This is a genomic window from Brevibacillus centrosporus (assembly GCF_003710815.1).
Taxonomy (GTDB): Bacteria; Bacillota; Bacilli; order Brevibacillales; family Brevibacillaceae; genus Brevibacillus; species Brevibacillus centrosporus.
The window spans coordinates 37,611-52,426 of record NZ_RHHP01000015.1 but is presented as its reverse complement, the minus strand read 5'-3'; the positions used below and the strand labels follow the sequence as shown (position 1 = coordinate 52,426).

At 51.8% G+C, this 14,816-nt stretch carries 13 protein-coding genes and 1 riboswitch; of the genes, 1 reads left to right on the top strand and 12 read right to left on the bottom strand.

Features of this window, described 5'->3' with window-relative positions; genetic code table 11:
- Nucleotides 1-170: 170 nt before the first annotated feature.
- The 4 genes from EDM55_RS14280 to EDM55_RS14265 all read right to left on the bottom strand — a co-directional run bounded on the left by EDM55_RS14280 (nt 171) and on the right by EDM55_RS14265 (nt 4,586).
- Entirely contained in the window at nt 171-977 is an 807-nt protein-coding gene (locus EDM55_RS14280) for a methyl-accepting chemotaxis protein (protein ID WP_246070925.1), read from the bottom strand.
- A gap of 144 nt (nt 978-1,121) precedes the next feature.
- A complete protein-coding gene (yfmT, locus tag EDM55_RS14275) occupies nt 1,122-2,579 on the bottom strand; it encodes a benzaldehyde dehydrogenase (protein ID WP_122960583.1) in 1,458 nt (485 codons plus the stop codon).
- Nucleotides 2,580-2,663: 84 nt separating this feature from the next.
- Nucleotides 2,664-2,747, bottom strand: a riboswitch (cyclic di-GMP riboswitch).
- Between the two features lie 117 nt (nt 2,748-2,864).
- Entirely contained in the window at nt 2,865-3,803 is a 939-nt protein-coding gene (locus EDM55_RS14270) for a methyl-accepting chemotaxis protein (RefSeq protein ID WP_092268480.1), read from the bottom strand.
- 30 nt (nt 3,804-3,833) lie between these two features.
- Nucleotides 3,834-4,586 (bottom strand): hypothetical protein, encoded by a 753-nt coding sequence (locus EDM55_RS14265; protein WP_092268479.1) that lies wholly within the window; start codon nt 4,584-4,586, stop codon nt 3,834-3,836.
- Between the two features lie 84 nt (nt 4,587-4,670).
- Between EDM55_RS14265 and EDM55_RS14260 the strand changes: the two genes are divergently transcribed.
- Nucleotides 4,671-6,083, top strand: a complete 1,413-nt coding sequence (locus tag EDM55_RS14260) for an RsmF rRNA methyltransferase first C-terminal domain-containing protein (protein ID WP_122960582.1) — start codon at nt 4,671-4,673, stop codon at nt 6,081-6,083.
- Between the two features lie 68 nt (nt 6,084-6,151).
- Here the strand turns inward: EDM55_RS14260 and EDM55_RS14255 are convergent, their stop codons facing one another.
- From EDM55_RS14255 to EDM55_RS14220, 8 genes are all read right to left on the bottom strand, one after another.
- A complete protein-coding gene (locus EDM55_RS14255) occupies nt 6,152-6,391 on the bottom strand; it encodes a hypothetical protein (protein WP_092268477.1) in 240 nt (79 codons plus the stop codon).
- 98 nt (nt 6,392-6,489) lie between these two features.
- On the bottom strand, nt 6,490-7,167 hold the full coding sequence (locus EDM55_RS14250; protein ID WP_122960581.1) for a LysE family transporter: 678 nt from the start codon (nt 7,165-7,167) through the stop codon (nt 6,490-6,492).
- A 1-nt stretch (nt 7,168) separates the two neighbouring features.
- Nucleotides 7,169-7,603, bottom strand: a complete 435-nt coding sequence (locus EDM55_RS14245; RefSeq protein ID WP_092268475.1) for an Lrp/AsnC family transcriptional regulator — start codon at nt 7,601-7,603, stop codon at nt 7,169-7,171.
- Between the two features lie 224 nt (nt 7,604-7,827).
- A complete protein-coding gene (locus tag EDM55_RS14240; RefSeq protein WP_092268474.1) occupies nt 7,828-9,321 on the bottom strand; it encodes a DEAD/DEAH box helicase in 1,494 nt (497 codons plus the stop codon).
- 527 nt (nt 9,322-9,848) lie between these two features.
- Nucleotides 9,849-11,285: a dipeptidase PepV gene (pepV, locus tag EDM55_RS14235; protein WP_122960580.1), complete on the bottom strand. Its 1,437-nt coding sequence runs from the start codon at nt 11,283-11,285 to the stop codon at nt 9,849-9,851.
- The gene (locus tag EDM55_RS14230; protein ID WP_092268472.1) at nt 11,272-12,003 is read right to left on the bottom strand and encodes a GTP pyrophosphokinase; all 732 of its coding nucleotides are present in this window, start codon (nt 12,001-12,003) and stop codon (nt 11,272-11,274) included. The genes pepV and EDM55_RS14230 overlap by 14 nt, the downstream gene beginning before the upstream one ends.
- 124 nt (nt 12,004-12,127) lie before the next feature.
- Nucleotides 12,128-14,206 (bottom strand): methyl-accepting chemotaxis protein, encoded by a 2,079-nt coding sequence (locus EDM55_RS14225; RefSeq protein WP_122960579.1) that lies wholly within the window; start codon nt 14,204-14,206, stop codon nt 12,128-12,130.
- A 111-nt stretch (nt 14,207-14,317) separates the two neighbouring features.
- On the bottom strand, nt 14,318-14,788 hold the full coding sequence (locus tag EDM55_RS14220; protein WP_122960578.1) for an N-acetyltransferase: 471 nt from the start codon (nt 14,786-14,788) through the stop codon (nt 14,318-14,320).
- Nucleotides 14,789-14,816: the final 28 nt, after the last annotated feature.

Here is a 14,816-nt window from a genome sequence, read left to right as displayed (position 1 = left end):
CATTAATCGAAAAGTCGGATGCAATTAGAAAACTTGGCACCATGCTTTGTGGCGGAGCCATAGTTGCACTTATACTGGCTAAGAATCTTATTAATTCTTCCTGTACCAAAAAACGTCCCTCTCCTGTATGACACAAGGGAAGGACGTTTCGTTACATGAAACAAGCTTTTTTATTTGGATTGGAATGCTTCTTCGGCCAAGTCAGCCAGCTTTTGCGTATTGTCGCTGACCTCTATCATCGTCGCGGAAATCTGCTGAGTAGCCGATGCCTGACTTTCCATCGTCTGATTGATCAGCTCGATGGATGTCTGCAGATGCACGATCAGCTCTCGGATGGAATCGGTCGTATGTTTGATTTTCTCTGCATTCTCGCGGGAGTTGCTCGCCATGTTGCGCACTTCGTTGGCCACGACGGCAAAACCACGCCCCGCCTCCCCTACCCGCGCTGCTTCGATACTCGCATTAAGCCCCAGAATGTTGCTTTGGTCCGCAATCTTTTTCACAGCCAGCGCGATCTGCTCGATCTCCCCGGTACTGTCGCTGACGTCTTTGGCTTGAACGGAGATGCCGCGCATCTGCTCGTTTAATTTGCTGATTTCGGACGCCATGCTATTTGTCGTCGCACTTACCTGTTCCACGACACTGGAGAGATTGGCCGTAATCTCGTACAGAACATTTGCCCGCTCCATGCTGGAACCGATGCCGACGCCCCCGACTACACGCCCTTGCTTGTCATGAAGCGGAACAGCACGGGCGATCAGGGGAAACCCGAACAGCTCCTTGGGTACGATCATCGATTGATGCGTATTCGTACGGATGGCAGTCGTAATGATATCTCCCTCTTGCAAAGGATCGCCAGGTGTCACCTGCAGAGCAAATGTCTTCCCCGGAATGTTCATCAGCAGCTTTTCTGTATCATAGACGCCCACCGTAACGTCATCGGAAATCAAGTCGTTCAGATACGGAGCCACTTTCATAAAAGCCTCTAGCAATTCTGCCGTTTCTGCGGATTCGGACGGTTCTGTCGGTTGAGTGCTGTCCGCCGCTTCCCACGTTTGTTCCTGATCTGTTTGTTCCCATTCTCCCACTGTCTTCATCGCTGACCACCTAACTCTACATGATTAATAAGGAAATTGACGAGGCTTATGCTGAACGGAGATCCACTTGAGCGTCGAAAACTCTTCCAGGCTCCACTGCCCATTCAAACGTCCCAAACCGGAATGCTTTTCTCCGCCAAACGCGACAATCGGCTCGTCGTTAATCGTACCGTCGTTGATATGGATCATCCCGGTCTCGATTCGCTTCGCCATCTGTGCTCCACGCTCGAGATCGCGCGTGTGAATCGCTCCTGAGAGTCCAAATGGCGTTTCGTTTGCCATCTGAACCGCTTCCTCTTCGGATGCAAATTTGAAAATGCATACCGCGGGTCCAAACAGCTCCTTGGAGGCGATGGCCATATCGGTTGTGACATCCGTCAAAATGATGGGAGCTACGACGTTTCCGGTTACCTCGCCCTTCAAGATCGGAGTCGCTCCCTCCCCGATCGCTTCCTCAATGGTACTCATCAGGCTCTTCACCTGACGATCATTGATCAAAGGACCGATGACGGTGTCCGGATCGTACGGGTCTCCCACTTTCAGCGAGGACACTTTCTTCACGTATTGATCGAGGAACTGATCGTATACGTCTTGATGGACGAGCACACGGTTCGCTGACATGCAAATTTGGCCTTGGTGGGTAAAACGGCTAAACACTGCTGCGTTAACAGCGTACTCGATATCCGCATCCTCCAGTACGATCAGCGCACTGTTTCCGCCCAGCTCCAGAATCGCCTTTTTAAAATGCTTGGCAGCGACCTGCGCGATATGGCTGCCTACCTGGCTGGAGCCTGTGAAAGAGAGAATGCGCGGAATCGGATGCTCCACAAATCCATCTCCGATTTCCGAGATGTCCGTTACGATCACGTTGACCAAGCCTTTGGGAAGTCCAGCCTCTTCAAAAATTTTTCCGATGAGCGTACCACCCATGATCGGTGTATGCTCATGCGGCTTCAGCACAACGCCGTTCCCTGCCCCCAGAGCCGGAGCTACGGATTTCATGGACAGATAGAACGGGAAGTTGAAGGGGCTGATGACCCCTACTACTCCTGCTGGAATGCGATACAGCCTGTTTTCTTTTCCGTCGACAGGAGATGGGAGAATTTTGCCTTCCATGCGCACGGGGAATGTCGCCGCTTCCCGGATGATGTCCTTCACCAGACCGATTTCAAAAAACGCTTTGAGGCGTGTCCCACCGAGCTCTTTGATAATGATGTCGATGATTTCTTCTTCGTGAGCATCGATGTAGTCCACCGCACGCCCCAATATCCGCGACTTGACGTAGGGATTCACTTCATCCCATTCCTTTTTTGCACGAGCAGCGGCTTGATAGGCCTCGTCGATATCCTGCAAGCTGGCCATTTGGAATTCTGTAATGACTTCACCGTTGTACGGATTGAGATCCAGCAGCTTCCGTGAAGCGAGTCCGTCCCTCCACTCCCCATAGATGAATTGCTTGTTCAAAGCTTGTAGAATCAACATATCCCTTCTCCTCTCCCTTGTCCAAAAAAATAACGGCCCCCATCGCCAGAAGGGAGCCGTTAGACAGCATGAAAAAACCTGCTAGTTGGCAACCCGGCTGCCATAGAGAAGATCCGTAGGCCCGTGGCTTTGCGTCCCCACCTTTCAATGGGTTTGCCCATTCATAGCGAATGTTTTGTCGAATTGTCAAGTTACAGGAATTTTTTGGTTAGTCCACTTTCGATTATAGACTTCTCGATTGAATAGTCAAATAAAAAATAGGTAAGGCAGTCATACTTTAGAAAGCTATTCGGAGAGTACGCGCTTTCCATCCTCTACACTCACTTGCAGGAGCTGTTCCACTTCCTTCGCTCTGCTCACGTGCAAAGTCAGGTCTTGATTTAAATCACCCAGCAGCTGAACGGCTTCCCCCACCTGCTTGGCTACTTCATCCGCAAATTGTTTTTGATGCTCGATGATTTGCATGACACCGGAAACTTCTACGCTTACCTCGTGGAAAGCCTGTACGATTCCCTCCATCTTGCCGGAGGCATCTCGGCTGATGGACAGGCCGTTTTTGATCGCTGAGCTGTTCTTTTCGCTGTTCATCAGCGCTTCTTTTGTCTCTTCCTGAATTTTTCCGATCAACTCGGCGATTGTTTTAGTCGAATTCGCTGTCATTTCAGCCAGCTTGCGCACTTCATCTGCTACCACGGCAAAGCCTCGACCCTGCTCACCAGCGCGTGCAGCCTCAATCGCTGCATTCAGTGCCAGCAAATTGGTTTGGTTGGCGATGTCGCTGATCACCTTGACGATGCTGGTGATCTCCGATGAACGGTCCTCGAGCCGGCTCATGGAGCGCGCCGTATTGACAGACTCTGCCTCCAAGAGACTCATCACTTCGACTACTTCCGTCATCGCGGATTTCCCCGCTTCTGCACGCTGCATGGATTGCTCGCTGATGGCGGTCAGTCGTTCCCCTCGAACATGCAGCTGACCCGCTGATTCGTCATCACTTTCGTTAATCGCCTTGATCGTTTCGATGACGCCTTTCATTTGGGCAACCAGTTGTATGAGTTTTCCATGCTCGGCATTTACTTCCCCATTTTGCGAAAGAGCTTCTCCCATCTGTTCATAAAGGGCTTGCAGCTCATTTCTCCACACGTCTTGACTTTGCGTTTCCTCTGTTGCAATCGCTACTGCTGTCTGTGCTTCTGCCTGACCTTTTTCTTTCTTCCAGAACATGTTTCTACTCTCTCCTTTGCCATCAAACCATTAGTCTTCACGACGAGCAAAATGACGGGATTCGATAATCCCTGGATGCTGCTTTGCCAATGTCAGCAGGTTTTCCAGAAAATAATAATGGCCCTCCAATAATTCCACGTCCTTGCGCTCGAATTGCTTGACCTGCAAATACTGCTGCATTTCCAGAGCATAGCGTTCCAGCTTGTTGTGGAAGTCGTTGGCACGTAGCATTTGTTCGATTTCGGGGTACTCCGTCTTCAATCGATTGATTTCACTGTACACCCTGCTGCCTTCTAAAATCATCTGATAGGCGACGCGCTCCATCGAAGCACCCGTAGCCGCTTCCTGTTCCGCACGCTCCTCGCGCAATGCGGACAAGTACGTGATAAAATGGTAGACAGTCAAGAACAATGGGCCTAAAAATAAGATGATCCCTGCTTTGTAGACATGCTGATTGGACAAGTTGCTGATGAGCAGGAACAAGTGAAACAGAATCGCTCCCAGCCATACGTAGATAATGACCTGGTGATTGATCTTCCCAACCCTTTGCCCGCGAGAAAATACAAACGTAAGCCCTAACAGATAAAAGGCAAGCAAGGTAAAGCTGGCGGAAAACAGCGCCATCTCCATCTCCTGCAGCCAATCTGCGTCGGCGGGAATCTCGATCAAAAATTCAAAAGCAAGCACCAGCAGTGAGAAAAGCAACCCCATGATCCAAAACCGGCTGACTTCCGAGTCGTTCCTCCGCCGGGAGCGGTAGCGTTCCGCACGGGATCCTTTCATATGCTCTCACCTCATTTTCTAAGATTCGCCATGATTCTATCTTTTCCTCTACCCATCGGCCAAATTCTGACAACGGAGGCTTCTATGACACAATCTTTACCTACTGCTTTTACAGAACGGATGCGGGCCCTGCTGCAGGACGAGTACGATGCATTCGCCGCTTCATACGAACAACCCCTCTTTCACGGTTTGCGCGTGAACCCTCTGAAAATCGCTCGCGAACGCTTTCTCGCCCTCACACCTTTTCCTGTGGAGCCGGTTGCATGGTGTGCCAACGGCTTTCGCTATCAAGAAGGGATGAGACCGGGCAAGCATCCGTATCATTCCGCCGGCTTGTACTATTTGCAGGAGCCGAGCGCCATGTCAGCTGCAGAATGTCTGGAGGCACAGCCTGGCGAAACCATCCTGGATTTGTGTGCAGCACCCGGCGGAAAGTCGACGCAGCTCGCTGCTGCTCTACTGGGTGAAGGTCTTCTAATCGCAAACGAAATTCATCCGGTGCGCGCACGTATCCTCTCGGAAAATCTGGAGCGCTGCGGCGTGCCAAACGCGGTCGTCACCAACGAAACTCCAGAGCGGCTCATGGAACGCTTCCCTCAATTTTTCGACCGGATTCTCGTAGATGCGCCTTGCTCAGGAGAAGGCATGTTTCGCAAGCTCCCGGAAGCGATCGACGAATGGTCTCCGAATAAAGTGCTCGAATGCCACCGGATGCAAATCGATATTCTCGATGCGGCTGCTGCCATGCTAAAGCCAGGGGGGACACTGGTGTACTCGACTTGTACGTTCGCCCCTCTGGAAAACGAGCAATCGATGGCGATCTTCCTCGAGCGCCACCCGGAGTTCTCGATCATACCACTCCCGCATCCCGAGCATTTTTCCTCTGGGCACCCCGAGTGGGCAACGCCAGTCTCCGATGAGCTGGCGCAAACGGCAAGGCTTTGGCCGCATCTACTCAGCGGCGAGGGGCACTACCTCGCCAAGCTGCACAAAAGCGCTGATGCCGATCAGCCGGCAGAGGTCCCCAAAAAGCGGAAAGAAAAACGAGCCAAATCAGCTCCTGCAGGACGCAAGGAAGCCATCGCTGCTTGGCGCTCCTTTGCAGCAGACGCGCTTCCCCACCTATCGCGTCATCTGGGGGATGATCGCGCCTTCCTGCTGTTTGGTGAGCAGCTCTTCTACTCACCTGCACCCGAGCTGGATTGGGACGGCATCAAAGTATTGCGTGTCGGACTGCATCTCGGAACGGTGAAAAAGAATCGACTCGAACCTAGCCATGCGCTGGCACTTGCCCTCTCTGCGCAGGAGGCTGCACGCGTCGCTGATTTCTCCGCGGAAGATCCCGATCTGCTTCGCTATTTGAAGGGAGAAGCGCTCAGCCGGGAAGGCAGCAACGGCTGGACACTGATTACCGTAAACGGATTTTCACTAGGATGGGGAAAACATGTGGACGGTCAGCTGAAAAACCATTATCCCAAAGGGTTGCGTTGGCTCTAGCAACGTCAAATAAGCCCACTGCCTAAAAAGCACGCTTGCTTTTGCGGTGGGCTTGTTTTTCTTTCGATTTATCTTCCTCGACGGGTATGGCTGTCCACGACGGTAAGTGAGCCATCCCTGATATAGCGCAAGATTTTTGATACCGAGATGCCGGTTGCATTGGCAATCTGAATGGCATTCGAATTCGGGAAGCTCCTGACGTAATTTCGAATCAGCCGATATTCATCCATGTCGTTCTGCCCACATACCTTGCAGGTGTATTCCCCTGGGCTCATCTCGCTACCACATTTCATGCAAAAATCCTTCATCGCGTGCCTCTCCTCACACCCCGTACTTTGTTGCAGTCTGCACAAAGGGTCCTATCTACCTATATTCTACCCCATTGCGTTAGGTGGAAAACACTATTTCAAAAGGACCAATGATTTTGAAAGAAAAGAACAATAGCAAAGCCAATGAGGAAGAGACCTACCAGGAGGTTAAATCGTTTCAGCCATACAGGGTGCAGCATTTTTGCCGCATAGGTACCGAGCCTGGCGATCCCTGTAAGAAACAGCAGCGTAGAGAGAACACACCCCACTGCGAAGCCAAACAGCTGGCCACCAGCCAACGTCGTTTGAGACGACATCAGCGAGCCAAATACGCCCGCCCAAAAAAGAATGGTCAGCGGATTCGTCAGCGTCAAGCCAACTCCGTAGAGAAAGCTTCTCCCCTTGCCGATTTCCCTCTCTTTTCGCTCCGCCGCAGGCATGGACAACGGGGCATTGTCAGCAGTACCCGAAGCAGCTGCCTGCACGACACCAGCATCCGTGACTTTTGCCCGCATACTTCCCATCCCAAACCAAATAAGGGTGACTGCACCGCCGATAACAACCAACTGCTTGACCATGTTTATTTGCAAAAGCAGCGCAAGCCCGCCAATCGCTCCTGCCATGTATGCGGCATCTACTAGCGCTACCCCAACAATCATCCACCACGCTTGCCGAAAGCCGAGGGAGATGGATCGTTGCAAAACAGCCAGACAAACCGGCCCCACCGACAGCTGCAGCAGCATGCCAAAAAGCAAGCCGTTCCACACAGCCGTCATCTCACATCTCCTCCTTCATGGAAGAGAGCACAATCATCGTGTTCGTCTTGACGACACCCGGCACCTGCTTAATCGTGTCTGAAATAAGCCGCTCCAACTCTTTCGTGCCTGAAAGCGCTACCTTGAGCATATAATCGTAGGCACCCGCCATATGGTGGCATTCCAATACACTGTCCGCCTGCAAAATGACCTTGCGAAATTCCTCCACATGCTCGGGCTTTTCCAACTGCACCATGATGAAGGCAAGGAGCTGCTGGCCGAGCTGCTCGCGATTGAGCTTTACCGTAAAGCGATCAATGACGGCTGACTCCTCTAGCTTGCGGATGCGCTCCGATACGGCAGGTACGGACAAATGCACCTGCCTGCTGATCTCCGAGCTCGTCATCCTGCCATTGTTTTTAAGCAGCTGCAAAATTTCCTGATCTATGTGATCCATCCGTACCGCCTCCTTTTTTTCGATTATACCAAGACTTTCAATTATTAGGAGCATTCACGAAAAGAACAGGAATTTTTCTGGATATCGCTCCTTTTACCTTCATTATTTTCGTATCTCCCACACCGGAGCCCCTTCTCCTTAAAAAGTAAAGGCTGCATCCAGCATGGCCATACAAAAAAACTGCCCGGACCCTTACCAGATCCGGACAGCTTGTCATCTTTTTTTTACCCTCTTGATTTGCCTTTTCCTGCGGATGGACGGAACGGCCTTCCTCCCTGGCTCTTGTCTCCGGGTCTGCTTGCTCCACCCTTCGCTGGCTTTCCAGCACTAGCTGGTTTAGCGGTCTTGCCTGCTTTTCGCGCGGCGATTGCTTCCGCACGTTTCCGATTCTGCTCGTACTTCGTTTGGAGTTCGTCCAGCTCACGCGCCAGTTTTTTCTTGTAGCCAGGCTTGACCTTTGTCTTCTTCTTGATCGCCTCGCGAATCGGAGCAAACTCTTTATCTTTTTCCTTCTTCTGTTCCTTCTGCTGCTGCTCGCGCAGTTCAACGAAGTGGGCTTCCCGCTCTTCGGCACGTTCACGACGGCCAGCATCCAGATGGCGTCCTGCTTGCAAAATTCTTTCCTCGATTGTTGCTTTTGTCGTTTTGGCAAAGCGTCCCATCAGGTTTTTCTGACGCGGAGAGATCAGCGAGATCGCTTTTCCTTTTTGCCCTGCCCGACCTGTACGGCCGACGCGGTGAATATAGCTCTCTACGTCGTTCGGCAGATCGTAGTTGATCACGTGCGTAACGCCTTCCACGTCCAAGCCGCGCGCCGCAATATCGGTGGCGATCAAGTATTGGAAGCGAATATCACGGAACTGCTTCATCAGCTGCTCCCGTTTGTTTTGTGACAAATCACCGTACAGTGCCTGTGCCGACAGACCATTTTCCTGCAGGCGAGCCGTCAGCTGCTGCACGCGTACCTGCGTGTTGGCGAAAACGATGGTCAGGAAAGGCTGCTCCTGCTCCAGCAGGTCGACGAGCGCGTCTGTCTTGTCGCTTTGGTTCACGACGTAGTAATATTGCTCGATGCGTTCTACTGTTTTTTGTTTTCCTTCGATCTTGATGTGCGGCGGCTGCTTCATAAAGCGATGCGCCAGCTTTTTCACTGTGTCCGGCATCGTCGCCGAGAACAGCAGTACCTGACGTTGATTCGGAGTATGGACGATGACTTGCTCGACATCCTCCAAAAAGCCCATCTCCATCATTTTATCGGCTTCGTCCAATACGAGCGTAGAGATGCGGCCGAAGTGCAGCGATCCGCGTTTCATATGATCCAATACACGTCCTGGCGTACCTACGACGATATGAACGGTATCTTTGAGTTTGTTGAGCTGTTTGTCGATATCCGTACCACCGTGGAGCGACAAAACATTGACATTCACATGCTTACCCAGCTTTTCGACTTCCTTTGCGATCTGGATGGACAGCTCGCGGGTCGGCGTCAGGATCAAGGCTTGGATATCCCGTTTCCCTTCCTCCAAGCCGTTGAGAATGGGCAGCATGAACGCCGCTGTTTTCCCCGTTCCCGTCTGCGCTTGTCCGATCACATCCTTGCCCTCCAGAATCAGCGGAATCGCTTCTTCCTGAATAGCGGTTGGTTCTTTATAGTACAGGTCTTGAATCCCTTGCATCAGCTCCGGTCGAAAGCCAAAAGACGCAAACGATTTTGCCATCATTTCCACTTCCTTTCACAAGCGACCCGATTCGCCACACCAAAGACTGCATGGACAGTGGGGTGCAATAAAACCGGCTAGCTTCACTCATATTCCTAGAGGCGTTTGTTCCACGACGCCTGAATTCCTATCCTACCTATACTAAATGAGTCGAACTGAAATTACAACCACGGGCCATTGCATCGGGGGAGGAAAAAGGGGAAGACGCTCCGTTAGTAGGGCCACTTGCATGGGGGCATCCCTGCACGGCTACACTCCAAAAACGGAACGGCGTCCAAAAGTGGTCGTTTCAGGAAAGCTTGTTCCGTTTTTTCCATTACGCCTCGGCTGTGTCCCTAATGCCTTCGCTTTCTTCCCCTTTTTCCTGGACAGCTGTTGTGGGCATCCTAGCTTTGAAAGAGTCGTTCAAAGTCGATCAAAATCAACACCGCAATCCTTTTTCTCTCAGCTTGCCCTTCCGCAATGTACTCATTCAAACATCAAAAAAGCGGGCGTACCCATTCGGTACAATCCCGCTTGCTTTCTTATTACTTCGCCAGCTCATAGATAGCTTGGGCGTAGATGGCTGTCGCTTTTACCAAGTCGTCGATCAAAATGTGCTCATCCCGCTGATGGGCACTGTCTGGGCGGCCAGGGAACAAGGGGCCAAAAGCGACGCCTACATCCAGGGAACGGCCGTAGGTGGCTCCGCCGATGGCGATGATTCCCGCCTCCTCGCCTGTTTGCTCCGTATAGACTCGCTGCAAAGTCGTGACCAGCGGATGGCTGGGATCTACGCGGTGTGGAGTCAAATGCTCGACCACTTCCAGCTCAAAAGCTTCCTCAGCCCCATGCTTCGCCAATACAGCCGACCATTGATCAAAAGAGACCGAATGCGGGTAGCGGATATTCAAACGGAAAATCGCGTCTCCCTGTGCCTCGTACTCCAGCACGCCTGTATTTAGGCTCAACGGCCCCATCTCTTCGTCGTTGTGCGCAATCCCCAGCGATTCGCCATGATGCTGTTTATGCAAGTAACGATCTGCAAAGCGCACGTAGCCCGCCGCACGCGCATCCAGCGTAAGGCCGCTCAAAAAGTGCGTCAGCTCAGTACCTGCATTCACACCTTTTCCTGGATCCATGCCGTGTACAGATACGCCTTCCATGTGCAGCACGACGGTGCCACCCTTTTCTTCTACGGAGCCCTTCAAATCATTTGCTTCCAGATGCTGGCGGTACTTCGCAATGAGCGACTGGGCATCCAAAGCCTTCGGAGATAGCACAGCTTCAGCTTTATCCGGCACCATGTTCATTCGCAGGCCAGATTGCAGCGATACGAGCTGGGCCTGTACATCGACAGCGCCTTTCTCTGCCTTTGCTTCGAAAGCTTCCTTCGTCTGACACAGGGTCAGGTCCGTGAGACCCTTCTCGGCATAAATCAGAGGAAAATCTGCATCCGGCGTGAAGCCCATCGTCGGCATTTCTTCGGTTTCAAAGTATGTATTCACACATTTCCAGCTGGATTCTTCGTCGGTTCCAAAAATAAAGCGCACCCGCTTGGACAGTGGTAGCCCCAGCTCCATCACGATCTTGGCGGCAAAAATGGCAGCCATCGTCGGGCCTTTGTCATCGATCGCCCCACGCGCCACGATCTTTCCGTCCACGATCTCAGCTGCATACGGTGGCGTGCTCCAGCCATCGCCCTCTGGAACGACGTCTACGTGGCTAAGAATCCCGATCAGTTCTTCTCCCTGCCCGAACTCAGCATGCGCCGCGTATCCACGCACATCCTTGGTCGTCATGCCAGCATCGGAACACACTTCGAGGGCAAAATCCAGCGCCTTGCGAATCCCCTCTCCAAATGGTGCTCCTTCTTTTGCGGTTGCCGGATCGAGCACACTCTTGATCTGCAAGAAGGACTGCGTGGTCGCAATCAGTGCTTCTTGACGCTTGCGTGTTTCTTCCAGCCAATTAATGGTTGTCATCGTTTTGCTCTTCTCCTTCGTTTGCGCTCATGTTTTCCAACCCGGCATCGATGTCCAGGTCCAGCTCAACCAGCGAAAGCAAGGAATCCATCGGCACTTCCTTTTTCGTGAATTCTGCCTGCGCCTCTTTGATCTCATCCCGGATGTTGTTCATTTCGCTGTCCAGCTTATACGATGCCTTCGCCGCTTCGAACAAGCGCTGACGTATATTGGACGGAATAATCCCTTCGTATTTGTAATTCAGGGAATGCTCAATCGTCGCCCAAAAGTTCATCCCCAGCGTACGAATCTGGATTTCAACGGGAATCGTTACTTGTCCGCCCGCCATCATGATCGGATATTCGACCGCCAAATGGTAGCCTCGATACCCGCTCTCTTTCGGTGTCGATACATAATCCTTTTCCAGATAGACTCGCATATCGCCACGCTTGCGGATCATCTCCACGACAGCGGGAATGTCTTCGATAAACTGGCAGATGACACGCACTCCCGCGATGTCCCGAATCTCCCAGCAGATGTTTTCATCAATCGGAAATTGAAGGCGGTTGGCCTTGTTGTAAATGCTTGGAATCGATTTGACCCTGCCCATGGCAAACTCAATAGGAGAATGCTCTTTGCGCTTGCGCAGCTCATTTCGGATGTTTTTAATTTTAACTTTAATTTCTTCCACAGCTTGCTCGAACGGCAGCAGATATAGTTCCCAATCTAGTTTGTGCACGCTTACGTCCCTCCGGCCAAAAACTCTCCATCGTACTTATCATTCAACATTCTATGAGAGTTATCCTCCCAAAATGGAAAAAGAGACAAGGAGAGACCAGCTTTTCTGCCAGTCTCTTCTCGTCTCAATTTTCAGTTAATACAAACCGTGCGAGTGACCTACGCAAGTCTTCTGCGAGCTTTGCCAGCTGATCAGCCGATTGAACAATCAGCTCCATAGCAGCGCTCTCTTCTTCGACGGCGGCCGAGATGCTCTGCACTCCTGCTGCTGCCTGGGAGGAGGCATCGGACACTTCCTCGGCAACCGCTACAACCTGTCGTGCATCGGGCGCCATCCGATTGAATGCTTCCCTGACGCTTTCCATTTCCTGTGTGACCCGCAGGATGTTTTGCTCGATCAGCTGGAACATTTCGCCGGATTGCCGTGCCGTCACCAGTCCATGTGCAGTTGTTTCCGAGCCTTCCGCCATACGGGCAACCGCGGCTGCCGTATCCTTTTGCACATCGCCGATCATTTGTGCGATTTGCAGAGCAGCTTCATTCGTCCCCTCCGAGAGCTTGCGAACCTCACCTGCGACGACAGCAAAGCCTTTTCCCTGCTCACCCGCGCGTGCTGCCTCGATCGCGGCATTGAGCGCCAGCAAATTCGTCTGACGGGCAATTTCAGAGATAACGGAACTAATCCGCGAAATATCCTGCGATTTTTTCTCCAGAGCGTAAATGACTTCTCTAGCAGAAACGACAGAGCGGTTGATTTCCTCCATACTGTCTACGACTGCCGTCACGGCTTTTCTGCCCGCTTCGGTGTGCCGCTTCATCTCCTGGGAAGAGAGTGAAACCTGCTCCACATTTTCCGTCACTCCAGCCACATCATTGGTCAAGTCTACCGCGAGCTTCAAGGTATGTCCCATCTTGTCCATTTGATTATCGGCGGAAGCGGCTACCGCATCTACGACCTGCACGATTTGACCGCTGGAAGCGGCGATCTCGCTCGTATTGCTATGAATCTCTTTAACCGCCTCGGAAACAGAGGAAGAGGCGTCTCTTACCTGCTGCAGGATGCTGAGCAGTTGTACGCGCATAGAATCAAGCGACCGCGCCAGCTCTCCCAGCTCGTCTTTGCGCCTTAGGAGCCACGCAGGAATTTGGCTGGAAAAATCGCCTTGACCAATTTGCGAAGCCGCCTTGAGCAATCCGCGAAACGAGCGACGAAGCCAGTTCGCTGTATACAACGAAATCCCCACTATGATCAAGAGAACGACACCGTTGAAAACGATCATCGCATTCATGATTCGATTGGCCCCGCTCAAGATTTCCGTCATATCCATCTCAGCCAGAATTGCCCACGTTCTTTTGCCTACTTTTACTTGATCGTAGGAGACGAGTACCTCTTGCCCCCGGTAATCTTGTCCGACAGTCGTTCCTTGAAATTGCTGCGTCAGAAGGATCTGATCGACAATCGGCGTGTTTACCTGCTGCTTGAGCCGCGTCTCTTCTGCATCCCCCAGCTGGGAGCGCATCAATTTGTCCGCTCCAACCAGATAGACCTTCCCCGTTTCTCCGAGCCCCTCCCGTCGATTGAGCTGACGTGACACATAGTCGAGAGAGACTTCCACTGCCAGCTCTCCAATGATAAAGCCATTTTCAAATATCGGTGTAGCCATAAATACGCCAGGATTGCTGCCAGACGGCTCGTAGTAGCTCAGATCGGACATTTCCGTCGTCTGCCCTTTCAGTGCCAGCTGAACGGTCTGCCCCAATACGGAATCCGCGTATTGCCCCATCAAAAGGCTGGTCCCCAAGTCCTTTTGCGGTTTGGTCTCGTAGACGATCTCACCCTTGTCATTGACCAGGTAAGCGTTGGCAAAGCCGTAACGCGCCACTTCCATTTTCAATTCCTTGGTCCGGGTAAACTCGACCTCCTGATACGCCGGAGATTCTCTGCCTTGCTCCCACACCCCACGAAACTCGGATAATGCTGAAATGATCGTGCTCGATGCTGCTAACGTATCCAGATTGCGGGACCGTTCGCGAAAGTAATTTTCCACCTGCTCCTTGTTGCTGTTGCGCAATGCCTCCAAGGTAGCCTTACTACTGCTCAGCAGCTCCTGTTTGGATTCGCTGTAAGCAAACACGCCCGCTGCCGTCAATGGCACGATTCCCGCCAACAGCAGCACAATCAACACTCGCGCTCCTAGCTTCATGGCAAGCCCCCCAAATCTCATTCTGTCTCTGGTAGAACATTCACTATATTTCTATTATTCATATGAATATAGTACCAGAAAAGAAAAAAGGAAGGCTATACCAAAGTATGATTACGTTTCAAAAATCATCGCAATTTCGTCGCACATAGGCAATTTGGAGCAGTTGATACAGTCCTTCCACGTTTTTTGTGGCAACGTCTCTTTTGCGACGATCCAGAAACCGCATTTTTCAAAGAATTCTTGTTGGTAGGTCAAAGCAAGCACACGTTTGATTCCGAGATTGCGGCATTCATCGACCAGATGGAGCACCAGGTGCTTGCCTACGCCCATGCCTTTTGCCTTTTCCGAAATGGCCAGCGAACGAATCTCCGCCAAATCCTCCCAGAGAATATGCAGGCCAGCCACACCTACGACGGTATCTCCGTCATGCGCGACGATAAAGGACTGCAAATGCTCCAGAAACGATAGTTTTGTCCTCGGCAGCATCAGACCTTGTTGTGCATATTCATTAACGATTTCCAACATGGCATCGACGTCTTTCGTAGTGGCCTGACGCACGGTCAACGCTTTTGCTACACTCATTTTACACTCCTCCACCCCATGCTCTTTC

What these genes read in the sequence shown, in the direction of transcription:
- EDM55_RS14265 (WP_092268479.1), bottom strand. Translation starts at nt 4,586, where the DNA reads ATGAAAGGATCCCGTGCGGAACGCTACCGCTCCCGGCGGAGGAACGAC.
- EDM55_RS14260 (WP_122960582.1), top strand. Translation starts at nt 4,671, where the DNA reads ATGACACAATCTTTACCTACTGCTTTTACAGAACGGATGCGGGCCCTG.
- pepV (WP_122960580.1), bottom strand. Translation starts at nt 11,285, where the DNA reads ATGACAACCATTAATTGGCTGGAAGAAACACGCAAGCGTCAAGAAGCA.
- EDM55_RS14270 (WP_092268480.1), bottom strand. Translation starts at nt 3,803, where the DNA reads ATGTTCTGGAAGAAAGAAAAAGGTCAGGCAGAAGCACAGACAGCAGTA.
- yfmT (WP_122960583.1), bottom strand. Translation starts at nt 2,579, where the DNA reads ATGTTGATTCTACAAGCTTTGAACAAGCAATTCATCTATGGGGAGTGG.
- EDM55_RS14255 (WP_092268477.1), bottom strand. Translation starts at nt 6,391, where the DNA reads ATGAAGGATTTTTGCATGAAATGTGGTAGCGAGATGAGCCCAGGGGAA.
- EDM55_RS14240 (WP_092268474.1), bottom strand. Translation starts at nt 9,321, where the DNA reads ATGGCAAAATCGTTTGCGTCTTTTGGCTTTCGACCGGAGCTGATGCAA.
- EDM55_RS14250 (WP_122960581.1), bottom strand. Translation starts at nt 7,167, where the DNA reads ATGACGGCTGTGTGGAACGGCTTGCTTTTTGGCATGCTGCTGCAGCTG.
- EDM55_RS14245 (WP_092268475.1), bottom strand. Translation starts at nt 7,603, where the DNA reads ATGGATCACATAGATCAGGAAATTTTGCAGCTGCTTAAAAACAATGGC.
- EDM55_RS14220 (WP_122960578.1), bottom strand. Translation starts at nt 14,788, where the DNA reads ATGAGTGTAGCAAAAGCGTTGACCGTGCGTCAGGCCACTACGAAAGAC.
- EDM55_RS14280 (WP_246070925.1), bottom strand. Translation starts at nt 977, where the DNA reads ATGAAAGTGGCTCCGTATCTGAACGACTTGATTTCCGATGACGTTACG.
- EDM55_RS14225 (WP_122960579.1), bottom strand. Translation starts at nt 14,206, where the DNA reads ATGAAGCTAGGAGCGCGAGTGTTGATTGTGCTGCTGTTGGCGGGAATC.